The organism is Halorhabdus amylolytica (assembly GCF_004944975.1).
In the GTDB taxonomy this organism is placed as follows: domain Archaea; phylum Halobacteriota; class Halobacteria; order Halobacteriales; family Haloarculaceae; genus Halorhabdus; species Halorhabdus amylolytica.
This window is the reverse complement of the sequence record NZ_SPQG01000001.1, coordinates 318,892-333,722: the sequence shown is the minus strand read 5'-3', so window position 1 is coordinate 333,722 and position 14,831 is coordinate 318,892. Positions and strand designations below refer to the sequence as shown.

The following is a 14,831-nucleotide window of genomic DNA, read 5'->3' as shown; positions in this document are numbered from 1 at the left end:
CTGTCAGGGCTGTGTCTGACGTCGATCTGCGTGGGATCTTCGGATTGCCAACGCGATTGGCGCTCGCCACGGCGTATCCCGCTGTGCTGTCGTGGGTGTTGCTCTTCGCTGTGTTGCCGATTGCGATCCTTCTCGGTGCATTCGCGATCGAACCACAGCTCGCTGCGGGTATCATCCCGCTCTGTGGCTTCCTGACGCTTTCCCTCTGGAGCATTGGCTATTATCAGTACACAACAACTCATGTCGAAATGGACTCCACGACGCGAATCCTCAGGGCTGTCCAGGGTGATGACTCGGGGATTGTCGGTCGGCGGGAATTCACGATACAGCTGAATGCAGTTGTCTCTGCCTCCGTTCACTCGTTCGGGGACGTAGCGCTCATCCGCGTCAGCGGTGGACGCTCAGGACTCGTTGACCGATTCACGACGCCGTCATCGGTTATCGTATCGAGAGAGAACCTTCCCGAAATACTCGCCAATATTCGACGTGCGGGCGTCGAAATCAGTGAGTCACCCGCAGACTCGGGAGCGCAGTTCTTTGGGCCTGGAACGCGTCTCGCCATCACTGGACTCGTCTTTGTGCTCGTTCCCATGGTGGCGATCGTCGCCTTTGGTTCGGCTGTCCTCATCTCCAATGGGACGATAACGGTTCTCTTGCTCGGAACTCTCGCACTGGGAGAAGAGATCTGGAAGGGACTCTCCTGTTGATTTACGGAGCGCTTGGGCCTCGTCGATTTGTCCTCAGGGCAACCGATACGTCGGTCCGTCGTCGCTATCTTCGACGTCGACACCCAGCGTGTCGAGTTCGTCGCGCAGTTCGTCGGCGCGCTCGTAGTTGCCGGCCTCGCGTTCTGACTCGCGGACGTCCAGAACGAGTTCGACGAGTTCCTCGGCCAAGCGGACGTCGCCGCCGTCGCCCCCATCCCCACCCAGCGGCAGGCCCAGCACGTCGACGGCGAACTCCTCGTAGGCCTCGATCGCCCGCCGGAGCCCGCGATAGTCGTAGGCGTCCCGCTCGTCGACGTGTCGGTTGACCGCGTTTGTCAGTTCCAAGAGCGCGGCCAGCGCCTCGCGGGTATTGAAGTCGTCGTTCATCGCTTCGGGAACGGCCCTGTGCGTGTCTTCGACAGCTTCCCGCAGATCGTCGTCCGCGACTTTCGTCGCCGCGTCGACGCTGTCGGCGGCTTCGACCGCGCGCTCGTAACCACGCTGCAGCCGATCGAATCGCTCTTCGGCCTCGGCCAGCGTCTCCTCGCTGTAGGTCGCCCGGCTGTGATAGGCCGTCGACAGCAGGAAGGTCCGGACGACGCCGAGGCCGTGTTCGGCGATGGCCTCCTCGACGGTGGCGAAGTTGCCAAGCGAGGAAGACATCTTCTCCGCTTTGGTCTCCAGGAGACCGACGTGTAGCCAGTGGTTGGCGAAGGTTTCGCCCGTTGCAGCCTCGCTCTGGGCGACCTCGTTCTCGTGGTGGGGGAAGACCAGGTCCTGGCCGCCGACGTGGATGTCTAAGGTCTCATCGAGGTGAGTCATGCTCATCGCCGAGCACTCGATGTGCCAGCCTGGCCGTCCTTCCCCCCACGGTGAATCCCACGTCTGGGCCGTTTCGCAGGCCTCCTCGGCGGGCGCAGCCTCCGGATGGCGGTGTTCCTCGATGTCCACGGGGTCGACGCCGTCGGCCTTCCAGAGGGCGAAGTCCTGGGGATGGCGCTTCTCGCCGCGCTCCTCGGGATCACCCTGGGCGTCGAGTTCCTCGACGGTCTGGTTCGATAGCTCGCCGTACTCGTCGAACTCGGTCACGTCGAAATAGACCGAGCCGTTTGCCTCGTAGGCGTACCCCCGGTCGATCAGCGTCTCGACGAGGTCGATGATCTCGGGGACGTGCTCGGAGACGCGGGGGTAGACCTCGGCGCGTTTCAGGTTCAGCGATCGCATGTCCCTGATGACGTCCTGGATGTAGGATCGGGCGACATCGGCTTCGCTGTCCCCGTCCTCGCCGACCCGGGCGACGATCTTCTCGTTGACATCGGTGAAGTTCTCGACGTGGTGGACGTCGTAGCCCAGCCACGAAAGCCAGCGGTGCATGACGTCGACGTGGACCCACCCGCGGGCGTGGCCCAGGTGGGGCGGGTCGGAGGTCGTCAGGCCACAGTAATACAGTGTGACGGCATCGGGGTCCTGTGGCTCGAAAACCTCCTTTTCGCCCGAAAGCGTGTTCGTCACGCGCAGGGTCATTGGCTGAAGGTTCGGCGGCGAGCGTTTCAATCCGTCGGATCGAACGACGTGGTTCCCCGATCGCGCGGTCACGAGTCGACTGACTCCGCGCTGTCCTGGGGGGTTGGGCTGGCTAAACGAGTTCTTCGAGGAACTGGACGGTCCGGGGACCGTCCCGGCGTTCGACCACCACGAGGAGACTCCCGTCGGCGACGCCAGCGGCCTCGACGGTGATGTCCTCGGCGTCCAGGCGGGCGAGCGCGTGGGTCAACAGCCACGCGTCGACGTCGCCGTTTACGAGGACGGCCGTCAGCGGTCCATCGCCGGAGGCGAACGCCGCGTCGCCGACGGCCAGCAGGCGTTCCTCCGGGTCGTCGGTCCGACCGACGCCGCTTTGTATCGTCACTCGGGCCGAGCGCGCCGGCATATCACGCTCGGACAGTTCGGCGGCGTAGCGTCGGAGTGCCGCGGCGACCGGTTCTTCCTCGCCGACATCGAGCATCCGAGCAGCCGCGGAGTAGTTGATCACACCGGCCCGTAGCGCCTCGTGGACGAACGGCCGGGCCCGAACCGCCTCCCGTGCCTGTTCCGCGAGGGTCATATCCCCGCGTGTGTTCGGCGGTCGCATAAATCCCCAGTAGGCCAACGGCTAAGGCGACGCTGGGCCAAAGCGCGACCATGCCTGCCCTGGTCGTCGTTTCTCACGGCTCGCACCTCAATCCCGAGTCGAGCCGCCCGGCTCATGAACACGCCCGGCGGATCCGGGAGACCGGTGCCTTCGACACGGTGCGGACGGCGTTCTGGAAGGAACAGCCCCACTTCCGGGAGGCGCTTCGGACCGTCTCGTCCGAGGAGGTATACCTCGTCCCGCTGTTCGTCAGCGAGGGCTACTTCACCGAGCAGGTCATCCCCCGGGAGTTCCGCCTTGAGGACTGGGACGGGTGGGATTCCGACGGTACCAGTGCCGTCTCGGCCACCCTTTCTGCCGCCGACACCGGTCAGACCGTCCACTACTGCGGGCCCGTGGGGACCCACGACGCGATGAGCGACGTGATCGTCCGCCGTGCCGAGTCGGTCACGGGTAATCCTGACGTGGGCGACGGCGTCGGACTGGCTGTCGTCGGTCACGGCACCGAGCGTAACGAAAACTCGGCGAAGGCGGTCGAGTATCACGCCGATCGGATCCGCGCCCGGGGGCGCTTCGACGAGGTCCAGGCGCTGTTCATGGACGAGGAACCGGAAGTCGACGACGTCACCGACTATTTCGCCAGCGAGGACGGCGAGGTGCGTAGTGCCTCTGGCCACTCGAGCGGGCGGGACCCGCGAGACATCGTCGTCGTCCCCCTCTTTATCGCCGATGGCTATCACACCCAGGAGGACATCCCCGAGGACATGGGGTTGACCGACGATTACCGCACCGGGTGGGGGACGCCGGCGAGCGTCGATGGCCACCGGATCTGGTACTCGGGCGCCGTCGGAACCGAATCTCTCCTCGCAGAGGTCGTCGTCGAGCGCGCGGTCGACGCTGGCGCAGATGTCGGTGACACCCTCGAACAGCTACGCGAGCGAGGTGACGATGCCCCCATCACGTCTGAGAGAGTATCAGACCGTCACGGGTGATCACAGACGAGTTCCCTGTCCTCGATCCGGGTTCGAACTGCCGGTGGCGGTGGGCTTTATCCGCCGGCCGCCCACGACCGGGTATGGAGCGCGAGCCAGTGGCGGCCCTGCGCGAGGCGGCGGGTGAGGGCGTCGAGTACGACGGCTTGACGGCCCGTCTCTCCGACGGGAACCTCCACCTCGTGGTCGAGGGTGCGGAGACGACTGTCGACGATGATTCTCCCGACGTCGTCCCCGACGCCTTCGTCCCCTACGTCACGAACTGGTACTACTGGCGGGAGACCGCCCCTCAGCGACCCGCAGAACGTACGTTCCTCAGGTGGCTCGAAGGCGCGACTGACGACGCCGACCGGGCCACAGTCCCGGATCGCTACGACGCCCTCGTCGACGGCATCGCCCGGACGTGGGGGGAATTGCTGATCACGACGATGCTGACCGACGAGGACCAGCGCCGATACCAGGTCCGACACATCGACGACCGGGACGTCCCGGTCAGTGACCTCCAGACCTACGACGATCCTGACGATGTCGATGCGATCGCCAGACGTGACGACCGCGATCGGTACCGACCGTTGCGAACCGCGCCCACGCTACGGACGGGCTGGGTGTTCCCGGCGCTCGAACCCGACGCACTTGTTGAGGTCGTCGGGGCCTTCTACCCGGCGACGATCGAGAACTGGTACCGCGAACGGGAAGGTGACCTCGACGTGACCCACTATCGGGAGGCAGCAGAGAGACAGACTGGTCGCTACCGGTCGGTCTCCGAGTTGCCCGTCGAGGCACTCGAGTGGGCCGCCGAGGCCTGTTGTGTCGACTCACAGTGTCTCAAGCGTCGCGAGTGGGACGAGGACGGGGAAACGGAACTTGACGTGCCTCGTGGCGAGGGGGTGTTTCCCTGTCGGGAGCCGTGTTCGCTGTTCGTCGCCGCCGCCAGGGAGTGGACCGAGCTGGAGCGTGAGGGATCCCGGACCTTCGAATTCGAGTTGACGCCCAGCGAGAAGGCACAGCTCGATGACCTCGTCGATGCTGTCGCCGAGGGTCGCGTCGAGGAGATTCGGGAGGCCGACCTCGACGAGGGTGCCAACCGCTATCGGGCGCGATACTTGCGAGCGAAACGCTTCGAAGACGGGGAGTTGCCGGCGACCGAGCGTGGCGAGGACTCGTAATCGAGTTTGCCGCTCGGTCCCCTCAATCACCGACGAGGGCGTACAGCGCGATCGCGACGCCGAGGAATACGACCGAGGCACCGAGCGCGACGACGAACTGTCGAAACAGCAGGGCCGCGCTGACAGCGAGCAACAGCGCCAGGGCCGCGAGTGACAACACTGGCAGGGCCGGGCTTTTCTCGAGGGGCCCACCGGACTCTTCCGGTTCCTTCGGCTGGGGCTGGGACAGGGACTCGTCAACCTCGACCGATTGGGTCGTCTCGATCGGCTTGCTGATATCCACGTCAACGTACCGCGTCGTCGCGCCGTACCCGACAGCAACCTTGAGTTTCCCGCGGATCGACGCCCCTTCACGAACATTTACGCTCACGCGGCGTTGGCTCTCGCCGTCGACGTAGTGGTTGGTCGCCTCGATCGCAGCGACCGAGGACAGTGAATCGTCGAGGTGGAGGTGGACGTGTGAGGGCTCGCCGTGGTTTATCAGCCTGATCTCGAAGCTCCCCACCGTCTCGTAACTCTCCGGAACCGCCAGATCGTGCAGTTCCTCGCGGTTGACGTGAACGGGGAGCGGACTGGGCACATCTGACTGTCCGCAGGGAATGTTGAAAAAGCTTCAGGCCGGAGCGTCTTCGCGCATGTCCGGCGGGAGGAGGTTGGGGATACCGTCTTCGATCGGGTAGGTCTCGCCACACTCGGTACACGTAAGCGTTCCCGTGACGATCTCGCCGTCCTCGCGCTCCTCGACGTCGAGTTCGAGGTCGTGTTTGTCCAGCGGACAGCAGATGATGTCCATCAGATCCTCCTGCATACCCCAATCCTGATTCCCCCGCGGCAAAAGCGTGCCGCTCGGCAACGGCCGTTTCCGTCACCCTCAACCTGGGGTGACCGGTAGTCCAATACCGCAGGCGCTTCTCTGTCCGATATACCATGAGTCCATACGATGTCGCCATCGTCGGCACCGGCCCGGATCCCGAGAACCCGACTGTCGAGAGTTTCGCGATGGCCTATCGTCACGCCGAAGCTTACGAGCGCCGCGAAGATTGTCGACTTCTCGCCGCTGCCGACCTCGTTTCCGAGCGCGTCGAAACGTTCGGTGATCGGTTCGAGCTACCCACTGACGCCCGTTTTACGGACGCGGTCGAGATGTTCGAGGCGATCGAACCCGACGTGGTTTCTATCACGGTCCCTCCGGAAGTCCACACGGATCTCGTCGCGGCCGCCGCACGCCGCGGCGTCGAGGCGATCCACTGCGAGAAGCCCATGGCCGCAACGTGGGCCGGCGCCCAGCGAATGGCCCAGGAGGCCTGGCGTGCCGACGCCCAGCTAACCTTCCACCGGATGCGTCGCTTCGGTCGGCCGTTCCGTTCCGCCACAGAACTCGTCGCGGACGGAGCGATCGGTGATCTCCGGCGTATCGAGATCTCCTGGGGAGACTTCTACGACACCGGAGCCCACGCGATCGACCTCGCGGGCATGATCGCTGGCGAACCCCGGGCCGAGTGGGTGATCGCCCAACTGGACTACCGTGAGGAAGACCTGCGCTTTGGCATGCACCAGGAGAACCAGATGTTCGCCCAGTGGGAGTACGACACCGGCGTGCAAGCAATCATGGCCACCGGCGAGGGCGACGGACTCGCCGGCGGCGCGTTCCACGTCGTCGGCGACGACGGCGAGATCCGGATCGACAGCGACGACGGGCCCATGCTGGAGGTCAGGCGGGCCGGCACGGCGACCTGGGAGACGATCGACATCGACGGCGAAGGACTCCACGACGCCGGGTCCGACGAGTACCAGTACGGCTCGGTTTACCACCAGCGGGCGATCGACGACGTGATCGAGGCGCTCGGGGGCGATCGGGAGTCGGAACTCCGGGCACGCAACGGGCTGAACACGGCGGAGATCATCTTCGGCGGCTACGAGTCCGTCCGGCGGCGCGGGCGGGTGGACTTCCCCCTCACTATCGAGGACAATCCGTTCGAAGCGATGATCGAATCCGGAGAGATCGGGCCGGACAGCGACAACTGACTGCTCCGCCGGCGATCAGTATGGGCGTTCGCAGACGATCGTGTCCTCACGCGATGGCCCGACGCCGATCGCGTAGATCGGGATATCGAGATCGTCGCTGACGTACTCCAGGTAGGCACGGGCCTCGGCCGGCAGTGCGTCGTACCCGTCCTCGGCGATCGCTTCCCAGTCTTGCTCCTTCCAGCCGTCGAAGGTCCGGAAGACGGGCTCGCAGTCGGCCCATCGCTCGGTGGTCGGGGGCATGGTTTCCAAGCGCTCGCCGTCGAGTTCGTAGGCCTTGGCGACCTCGAGCTCGTCAAGCCCCGCGAGGGTGTCGACGTGGTTGACGGCGAGTCCGGTGAACCCGCTGGCACGGGCGGCATGGCGAAGCATCGGCATGTCGAGCCAGCCGACCCGGCGCGGCCGGCCGGTGACGGTGCCGTACTCGTCGCCCGCTTCGCGGATCTCCGTCGCGAGTTCCTCGCTTTCAGTCCGTGGATTCTCGGGGTCTCCGTCGTAACCCGGCGTGTCGCCGGGAACGCCGCCCAGTTCCGTCGGGAGTGGACCGCTGCCGACTCGCGTAAGGTAGGCTTTGACGATACCGATGACCTCGCCGCCGCCGATGACGCCGGGCGAGAGACCGGTGCCGACCGTTGCCCCGCCCGCGGTCGGATTCGAGGAGGTGACGAAGGGGTAGTTACCGTGATCGATGTCGATGATCGTCCCCTGGGCACCTTCGAGCATGAGACGCTTGCCGGCCTCGCGCGCGTCGCTGAGGTACGCGCCGGCGTTGACCGCCATGTCCTCGCGTTCGATGCGGCGGCCGTACTCGCGGAACTCCTCGAAGAGGGCATCCACGTCGAAAGCGTCGGGATACTCCTCGAGTGCGTCGGGATCGAGTCCGTAGACCTCCTCGACGACGGCCCGCTTCTGTGGGGCGATGTACTCCAGTCGCTCGCGCAGAACGTCGGGATCAAGCAGATCGCCGATCCTGACGCCACGGCGGCCGGCCTTGTCTTCGTAGGTCGGACCGATCCCGCGGCCCGTAGTGCCGACTTCCTGGTCGTCCTCGCTCTTGACGTCCTCTTCGATGCCGTCGAGCACGCGATGGAACGGCATGATCACGTGGGCGCGCTGAGCGACGCGGACGTCGGGGTCCAGTCCCCGGTCGCGGAGCATCTCGAGTTCGTCGAACAGCGTCCGCGGGTTGATTACACACCCGTTCCCGAGGACGCCGACCTTCCCTCTGATCGCGCCGCTTGGCACCAACGAGAGCTTGTATTCCTCCCCGTCGTGACACACCGTGTGACCGGCGTTGTCGCCGCCCTGGTACCGGACGACGACATCGGCCTCGTCGCTGTAGAGGTCGACGACCCGGCCTTTGCCCTCGTCGCCGAGTTGTGACCCTACGATCGTAACGGTCATCGTTCGCCAGTTTCTCCCACCCCGATAAACAGATTACGGTCCCCAATTCGGCGACCGCCCCAGGAGGATGTTCCTCTGATAGTCACTCTATGGCAAGGGTTATATTCCCGGTCAGTGTACAATGAACTGCTATATTTCGCGGACGGACAACAACCTTTAAAACCTCCGAACACAAGTTAACACGTGCCATGATAGACAGGCTAGAGAAAGAAGTGGACATGCTGGAGCGACATCTGCAAGTTCTGCGGATGGTTATCGAGAACGAACCTATCGGGATCGTAAAGATGTCGAACGAGACGGGATACCCCCATCACAAGGTACGGTACTCCCTGCGGGTGCTGGAGGAGGAGAACCTGATCGAGCCTTCGAGCCAGGGGGCGATCACGACCGAGGAGACCGAGGAGTTCGTCGACGATCTGGACGAGAAGGTCGATCACACTATCGAGAAGCTCGAGGGGATGAAGATCGACGACGCGGCGGAGATCGAGGGCTGAGGTCGACTGCTTTTGCGGTAGTTCACAGTTCAGGGACAGCCATGTGGAACTGCTCGTCACGCGCCTCGACGAGACACAGGTGGTACCCCCGCTTGCGCGAGACCTTGACGTAGCTCTCGCGCTTGTCGCGGCTGAGAAGGCCGCCGCCGGTCGACTCGGAGGCGGTTTCGAGAGCCGCCGGTTCGAAGAAACTCGCGGTGACGTACATCGCCCCGGCCAGCGAATCGTTGGATTCTCCGACCCGAGTGGCCGAGGTGACGAGCGAACGCATGTCGTCCTCGGTGGCGGCCTCGCGAGTGTCGTTGAAGTTCGCGACGACGAGCGGGTTGCCCATCCGGTCACGCAACACGACGTCGAAGGCCTCCTGTGTACGCTTTGTCTGGCCTTCTTCAGTGTACTCGACGGTGGCCTCTCCGTTGAGTTCGGCCCGATCGATACGCGGGAGGGCGTCGTAGAGATCCGAGAGGGCCTTGTGGTGGCCGGTGTCGCGGATCTCGAAGGGTAACTGGCGAAGGAGCCAGGAGACGAACCGGAACTCGAGGGTGTCCTGGAGGAACGCATCGAAGGGCTGGCCGGCGACGACCGCGCCGTCGGCTTCGAACTGAGTGTGGTACTCGACGTTGAGGTTCGCGTTGACGTCGGACCGACTCGCCCCACTGTCGTGGGCCGTCTTCAGTGTTGGTTCGCCTTTCGAGTCGTACCGGACGAACAGGTCGGTCCCGTCCATCGCCTCCGTCCGACTGAGTCGCGTCTCGGCCGCGACACCGTCAGCGTCGACATCTTCGAGCCGGGTCTGTAACGAGTCGCGTTGCTCTCTGAGGTCGGCCAGTTCCTCGCGGACCCGTTCTAGTTCCGCCTTTAGTTCATCACGCTCGTCGATGAGTTCGTCGCGTTCGGCCCTGATATCGTCGCGTTCGGCGGCGATCTCCTCGCATTCTTCTCGGACACTTTCCAGGTGGGTCTCGAGGTCGTCGATCCGTTCCTCGCGTTCGTCGATCGTCTCCTCTAGTTCCCGAACTCGGTCGTCGGTCTCATCGGTCGCGTTCACGCGATCCGAATCTTCCGTCCGGGTCGGCGTATCTTCCGTCGCTGCGGGTTCTGCCCCGGGTGGTTCGGTCGTCGATCCGGTGTCCGCCCGTTCGCGGGACGTCTCCGTCGACCCATCGGCCCCCGAACTCCGTGGACGGGGTTCATCACTCGGTTTCGACTTCGATCGGGACACTGATTGCGTCGCTGCGGCCGTCGCCGGGCCCGACGGCCGGTCCGTGGATTCGGTCCGGGTCCGGTCCGGATCGAGCGAGGGAATCGTCCGTGTCTCGAGGTCGGCTGCACTCCCCGTCTCCGATCCTTGGGCCGATCCGCCCACTGTCTGGGATTCCGTCGACCGGTCGCCCGTCGACGGCTCCGGACGGCGGTCCGCGGTCGGTTCCCGCTCGCGTTCCGCCGAGTCGACTTCCTTTTCGTCGACTGTCACTCCGGTCCCTGATCGATCACGCTCGCGCGATCGTTCCTCCGTCCCGGCGACACCTTCTGCCGCCGACTTCCGTTTCCCTGTCTTTTCCCCGGTGCGTTCGGTCTCTTTCCGTGTGGTCGTCGTCCCGGCGGTCGCGGGGCCGTCGCTCCTGGCGGTGTCGGCACCTTCGCGTTCCCGGGTAGCGGCCCTCTTGGCCTCCGATCCGTGGCTCGTCGATGCGGTTGTCTGTTCGGTTGCGTCCCGATGTCCCTCGTCGGCCGTCGCCTCTCCATCGGGTTCATCGGTCGACTCCGGGGTGGTTTCTTCCGCAGCAACCGCTCCCTCGTCGGCGTCGGGTTCGGCCACCGCCGTATCGTTCGTCGCTGCGCCATGGGACTCCCCGGCGTCCGGTTGGGTCGCCTCTGTCGTCGGTTCGTCCGTGTCCGCAGGTCGCTTCTCGGTGGCGTTGTCGGCCGGTTCCTCGGCGGAATCCGTCGTCGTCCCGTCGGCCGTCGTGGTCGAGTGATCTTGGCCGGTGACGTCGCTTGCGTCCGACGCTGCCGTGGCTTGCGGTTCGGAGTCCGGGATCTCGATCGGGTCGATGTCGACGGCCCGGACTTTGTAAATCCCCACCTCGTCATCGGCCCGCTCGAAGGCCTCCTCGTCGCTCAGCAACTGCCCGCTGTTGCCGACGAAGGCGACGCTCATCGATCGACCACTGTGATAAACAACGTAGTAGTCCCCGCTGAGAACATTCTCGGAGAGTTCGATGTAGCCGGTAAAGCCGCCGTCCGAGAGCGTCGAGTCGACCTTCGACAGCGGCGTCTCCTCCGTGTAGTACTTCGCCCGTACCTCGTCGCCGCGGTCCTGCATCACGATCAACAGTGGGAGCGCTGCCGTCGGTGCCTCGTATGCCGTCCCGTCGGCGGCCTCGAAATCCTCGATGGTCCCATTGAGGACACCGATGACGGTGCCGTTGAGCATACAGAGCGTGCCGGCCGGCGAGCGGACGACGCCGGAGAAGTCCTGTCCTGTGAGTTCCTGCAGGCCCCGATAGCCGCCGCCGAACGAGCGCGTCTCCCACTGGTCGACCCGCTCGATAGCGCGTGTGGTCATTGTCCTGAACAAGTCGTATGCACGGCATATACTTTGCGCCCGCGATCGAAGGACGCCCCTCCCGGCCGCTCGCTACCTCGTTGCCCATAGTTGACGGAGAGACCACCGGCTCCGATGGACCTTTCCGGGCTCCGGCCCAATTCTCTCCCATGAGCGAGCAGGTTGATGCCGCCGGAGGGTACCGCCGTGCCAGTCCGTGGCCGGTCTTCGTCGCCCTCGGGTTCGCCCTCTCGGAACTCGGGATCTTCGTCGGACTCTATCCCGTCGCAGTCGGCGGGTTGTTGCTGCTGGCGGGTAGCGTGGCGGGGATCCTGCGTGAATCGGACTATGCCACCGACGTCTGGCGTCCGCTCGCGGGTCTCGGCGTCGCCTTCGCCGTCCTCGGAATCGCGGTCGTCGGGACGCAGGTCGATCCGACGACGCTTGACGTCCTTGCGGTCGTGAGTGACCCCGGTGGGATCGTCGGCCGTGGCCTCGCGATCGCCGGGGCTGGTGTGATTCTCCTTGTCGTCGGTCTGGTTGGCTATCTGTTGGAATGATGTCGAAGTGGTTTCCTCGTAGTCGGTTCGGCCGGTTCTCTACCGGCGAGTCGGCCCGATTTCCGGTTTCAACAGCCTATTTACGGTTTGTGGCGAACGGCCAACCATGGAAATCGGTCCGCTCGATCACGAGACGCTGCTCGATCTCCTGGTCAACGTCATCCCCCTGGGCATCCTCGTGTTCTTTTTCGCCGCCTTCGTCCTCGCCAGTCCCTTCGGCTTCGACCCCGTGGCGTCGGGCCTCCAGCTTGCGATCGTCGGCTCGATGATCGTCCTGCTCGCCGTCCTCACCTACTACGCGGGGCGGGCTGTCGCCAACGCCGAACGCGACGGCGAACCCGAGGAACCGCCGGGCGTGCTGCCCGAGACCCGGGAGTGACTGCCCTCGGCGAGTGGATGTGTCCCTGTCGCACGGTCTAAGTCCCTCCAGTGGCCTCTGTTGTCTTCTCGGTCGAGTGCTTTCGTTCTTCCCTCGCTAGAACCTAAATAACCCCCGCTATCGGGGGAAGGGACCATAAGAGAATGGTGCCGACAACGCACCCTTTTAGTAGGAACCTCCCGGAGAATTCCCCATGGCAGGACAGCAGCTCGCGCTGACGGTGCTGATGGGGCTCGTCCTCGTCGGGGTGGCCGCATTACTCACCCGGATCGAGGACTGGCGGCGGTACACGGCCCTGGCAGGCGGCGCCGTCGCCGTCGGCGAGGAGAGCGGCTACGGTCACCGAGAGAAGCCCTCGGGCGTGATCAGGTGGCTTACGACCGTCGATCACAAGGACATCGGTATTCTGTACGGCGTCTTCGCGCTGATATCGCTGGCAGTCGGCGGCCTCATGGTGATGGTCATGCGGTTTGAACTGTTGACGCCGGCTTCCGACGTCATCAGTCCCCAGCTATACAATGCCTTCCTGACGAGCCACGGGATCACCATGCTGTTTCTGTTCGGGACGCCGATCATTGCGGCCTTTGGTAACTACTTCATTCCGCTGTTGATCGGCGCCGACGACATGGCATTCCCCCGGATCAACGCGATCGCCTTCTGGCTGTTGCCCCCCGGCGCGCTCCTCATTTGGGGCGGCTTCCTCATTCCGGGGATCGCCCCGTCACAGACCAGCTGGACGATGTACACGCCCCTGTCGGTCGAACAGGCCCACCTCGGCGCGGACCTCATGTTGCTCGGGCTTCATCTGACGGGCGTCTCGGCGACGATGGGGGCGATCAACTTCATCGTGACAATCTTCACCGAGCGCGGTGAGGACGTCAACTGGGCGAACCTGGACATCTTCTCCTGGACGATGCTCACCCAGTCAGGGATTATCCTCTTCGCGTTCCCGCTTCTCGGGAGTGCGATCGTCATGCTGTTGCTGGACCGGAACCTCGGGACGCTGTTCTATGCGGTCGGTGAGGGTGGCGGTACGATCCTCTGGCAACACCTCTTTTGGTTCTTCGGCCATCCGGAGGTGTACATCCTCGTGCTCCCGCCGATGGGACTGGTCAGTTACATTCTCCCCCGTTTCGCCGGACGGAAGCTCTTTGGCTTCAAGTTCGTCGTCTACTCGACGCTTGCCATCGGCGTCCTCTCCTTCGGCGTCTGGGCCCACCACATGTTCTCGACGGGGATCGACCCGCGTCTCCGGGCCTCGTTCATGGCGGTCTCTTTAGCGATCGCCGTCCCCAGCGCCGTGAAAACGTTCAACTGGATCACCACCATGTGGAACGGCCGGATCAAACTCGCGGCCCCGATGCTGTTTTGCATCGGGTTCGTCTCGAACTTCATCATCGGCGGCGTGACCGGGGTCTTCCTGGCCTCGATCCCCGTCGATCTCGTCCTCCACGACACCTACTACGTCGTCGGGCACTTCCACTACATCATCATGGGCGCGATCGCCTTCGCGGTGTTCGCGGGCATCTACTACTGGTTCCCCATCTTCACCGGGAAGATGTACCAGCGCACGCTGGCGAAGTGGCACTTCTGGCTGTCGATGATCGGCACCAACGTGACCTTCTTCGCCATGCTGTTGCTCGGGTACATGGAGATGCCACGCCGATACGCGAGCTACGAGTTCGATCCTGCCGTCGCACCGCTGGACGCGATCACGCTGCTCCACCAGGCTGCGACGGTCGGGGCTGTCATCCTCCTGATCGGTCAGATCATATTCGTCTGGAACGTCGTCCAGTCCTGGCTGGAAGCACCGACGCTCACTGACGAAGACCCCTGGGACCTCAAGAACGACGGGCTGTTCACCCGTGAGTTCGGCTGGAACGCCGACCGCCTCGCGCTGCCGGACGGCGGCGAGGAAGAAGCGATGGCTGACGGCGGCGAGGCGGAAGCCGACCAGTAGTCGTCGACCACCGCGGCCGGGTTGTTTTTGACTCGCTTCTCAACCGAGAACCAGCACGAAGGCGGCGATCCCCATCATCAGTACGATCGCGACCAGTGCCGCCAGTAGCAGTTCCTTCTCTTCCATACGTGTTCTTCGAGCGCGGGATGAAAAGCCTAATCGGCTCCGGCACGAAGGGTTGGGTGTGTCAGTCACCACCGCAATCCGTGGGCGACGGGTCGTCCTGGTCGTCTACCTCGTCGTGGTCGCCATCGCGGGCTTGATGGGTACGATCCTGGGTGCTACGCGGCCGGACGTTGTCGATCCCGTCCTGTTCGGCGTCTTCCCGTTACCGGCCTCGGCGTTCGGTATGGCCGTCTACGGGATGGTCACGGTCGGCCTCGCCGTCGGCGTGTTGGTGGTCGCCGTTTCCTATGTCGCCGCGCGTTTCGACACGCACGAACCGGGTGGCGAGTGAGCCTCGAT

Annotated in this window: 15 protein-coding genes; 9 read left to right on the top strand and 6 right to left on the bottom strand. The window is 64.4% G+C overall.

Translation table 11 applies throughout. The features are described 5' to 3' along the window. Window positions 1-11: 11 nt before the first annotated feature. Window positions 12-707, top strand: a complete 696-nt coding sequence (locus E3374_RS01690) for a hypothetical protein (RefSeq protein ID WP_136687073.1) — start codon at window positions 12-14, stop codon at window positions 705-707. A 33-nt stretch (window positions 708-740) separates the two neighbouring features. Here E3374_RS01690 and cysS read toward each other — a convergent pair whose 3' ends face one another. Both cysS and E3374_RS01680 read right to left on the bottom strand, forming a co-directional pair. Next, complete coding sequence (cysS, locus tag E3374_RS01685; RefSeq protein ID WP_136687071.1) at window positions 741-2,231, bottom strand: cysteine--tRNA ligase; 1,491 nt, start codon at window positions 2,229-2,231, stop codon at window positions 741-743. A gap of 112 nt (window positions 2,232-2,343) precedes the next feature. Further along, on the bottom strand, window positions 2,344-2,811 hold the full coding sequence (locus tag E3374_RS01680; RefSeq protein WP_136687069.1) for a DUF7523 family protein: 468 nt from the start codon (window positions 2,809-2,811) through the stop codon (window positions 2,344-2,346). A gap of 77 nt (window positions 2,812-2,888) precedes the next feature. Here E3374_RS01680 and E3374_RS01675 point away from each other — a divergent pair, with 77 nt between their 5' ends. Both E3374_RS01675 and E3374_RS01670 read left to right on the top strand, forming a co-directional pair. Next, on the top strand, window positions 2,889-3,830 hold the full coding sequence (locus E3374_RS01675; protein WP_136687067.1) for a CbiX/SirB N-terminal domain-containing protein: 942 nt from the start codon (window positions 2,889-2,891) through the stop codon (window positions 3,828-3,830). A gap of 83 nt (window positions 3,831-3,913) precedes the next feature. Then, entirely contained in the window at window positions 3,914-4,996 is a 1,083-nt protein-coding gene (locus E3374_RS01670; RefSeq protein WP_136687064.1) for a DR2241 family protein, read from the top strand. Between the two features lie 22 nt (window positions 4,997-5,018). Here the strand turns inward: E3374_RS01670 and E3374_RS01665 are convergent, their stop codons facing one another. Further along, entirely contained in the window at window positions 5,019-5,576 is a 558-nt protein-coding gene (locus E3374_RS01665) for a DUF7524 family protein (protein ID WP_136687063.1), read from the bottom strand. Between the two features lie 33 nt (window positions 5,577-5,609). Next, the gene (locus E3374_RS01660) at window positions 5,610-5,804 is read right to left on the bottom strand and encodes a methytransferase partner Trm112 (protein WP_136687062.1); all 195 of its coding nucleotides are present in this window, start codon (window positions 5,802-5,804) and stop codon (window positions 5,610-5,612) included. 119 nt (window positions 5,805-5,923) lie between these two features. Between E3374_RS01660 and E3374_RS01655 the strand changes: the two genes are divergently transcribed. Beyond that, a complete protein-coding gene (locus tag E3374_RS01655) occupies window positions 5,924-7,021 on the top strand; it encodes a Gfo/Idh/MocA family protein (protein WP_136687061.1) in 1,098 nt (365 codons plus the stop codon). Window positions 7,022-7,036: 15 nt separating this feature from the next. Here the strand turns inward: E3374_RS01655 and E3374_RS01650 are convergent, their stop codons facing one another. Then, complete coding sequence (locus E3374_RS01650; protein ID WP_136687059.1) at window positions 7,037-8,425, bottom strand: adenylosuccinate synthase; 1,389 nt, start codon at window positions 8,423-8,425, stop codon at window positions 7,037-7,039. A gap of 188 nt (window positions 8,426-8,613) precedes the next feature. Here E3374_RS01650 and E3374_RS01645 point away from each other — a divergent pair, with 188 nt between their 5' ends. Continuing rightward, on the top strand, window positions 8,614-8,919 hold the full coding sequence (locus E3374_RS01645; protein ID WP_136687057.1) for a hypothetical protein: 306 nt from the start codon (window positions 8,614-8,616) through the stop codon (window positions 8,917-8,919). Window positions 8,920-8,941: 22 nt separating this feature from the next. On the opposite strand, the gene E3374_RS01640 is transcribed toward E3374_RS01645, so the two are convergent. Continuing rightward, the gene (locus E3374_RS01640) at window positions 8,942-11,488 is read right to left on the bottom strand and encodes a DUF7527 domain-containing protein (protein WP_136687054.1); all 2,547 of its coding nucleotides are present in this window, start codon (window positions 11,486-11,488) and stop codon (window positions 8,942-8,944) included. A 149-nt stretch (window positions 11,489-11,637) separates the two neighbouring features. On the opposite strand from E3374_RS01640, the gene E3374_RS01635 reads away from it, so the two are divergent. The 4 genes from E3374_RS01635 to E3374_RS01620 all read left to right on the top strand — a co-directional run bounded on the left by E3374_RS01635 (window position 11,638) and on the right by E3374_RS01620 (window position 14,823). Then, entirely contained in the window at window positions 11,638-12,027 is a 390-nt protein-coding gene (locus tag E3374_RS01635) for a DUF7541 family protein (protein WP_136687052.1), read from the top strand. Window positions 12,028-12,133: 106 nt separating this feature from the next. Next, window positions 12,134-12,406, top strand: a complete 273-nt coding sequence (locus E3374_RS01630; RefSeq protein WP_136687050.1) for a DUF6684 family protein — start codon at window positions 12,134-12,136, stop codon at window positions 12,404-12,406. Between the two features lie 193 nt (window positions 12,407-12,599). Beyond that, window positions 12,600-14,366, top strand: coding sequence for a cbb3-type cytochrome c oxidase subunit I (locus E3374_RS01625; RefSeq protein WP_136687048.1), 1,767 nt, complete (start codon window positions 12,600-12,602; stop codon window positions 14,364-14,366). Window positions 14,367-14,550: 184 nt separating this feature from the next. Continuing rightward, window positions 14,551-14,823 carry a DUF7520 family protein gene (locus E3374_RS01620; protein WP_136687046.1) on the top strand — a complete coding sequence of 91 codons (273 nt, stop codon included), beginning with the start codon at window positions 14,551-14,553 and terminating at the stop codon, window positions 14,821-14,823. Window positions 14,824-14,831: the final 8 nt, after the last annotated feature.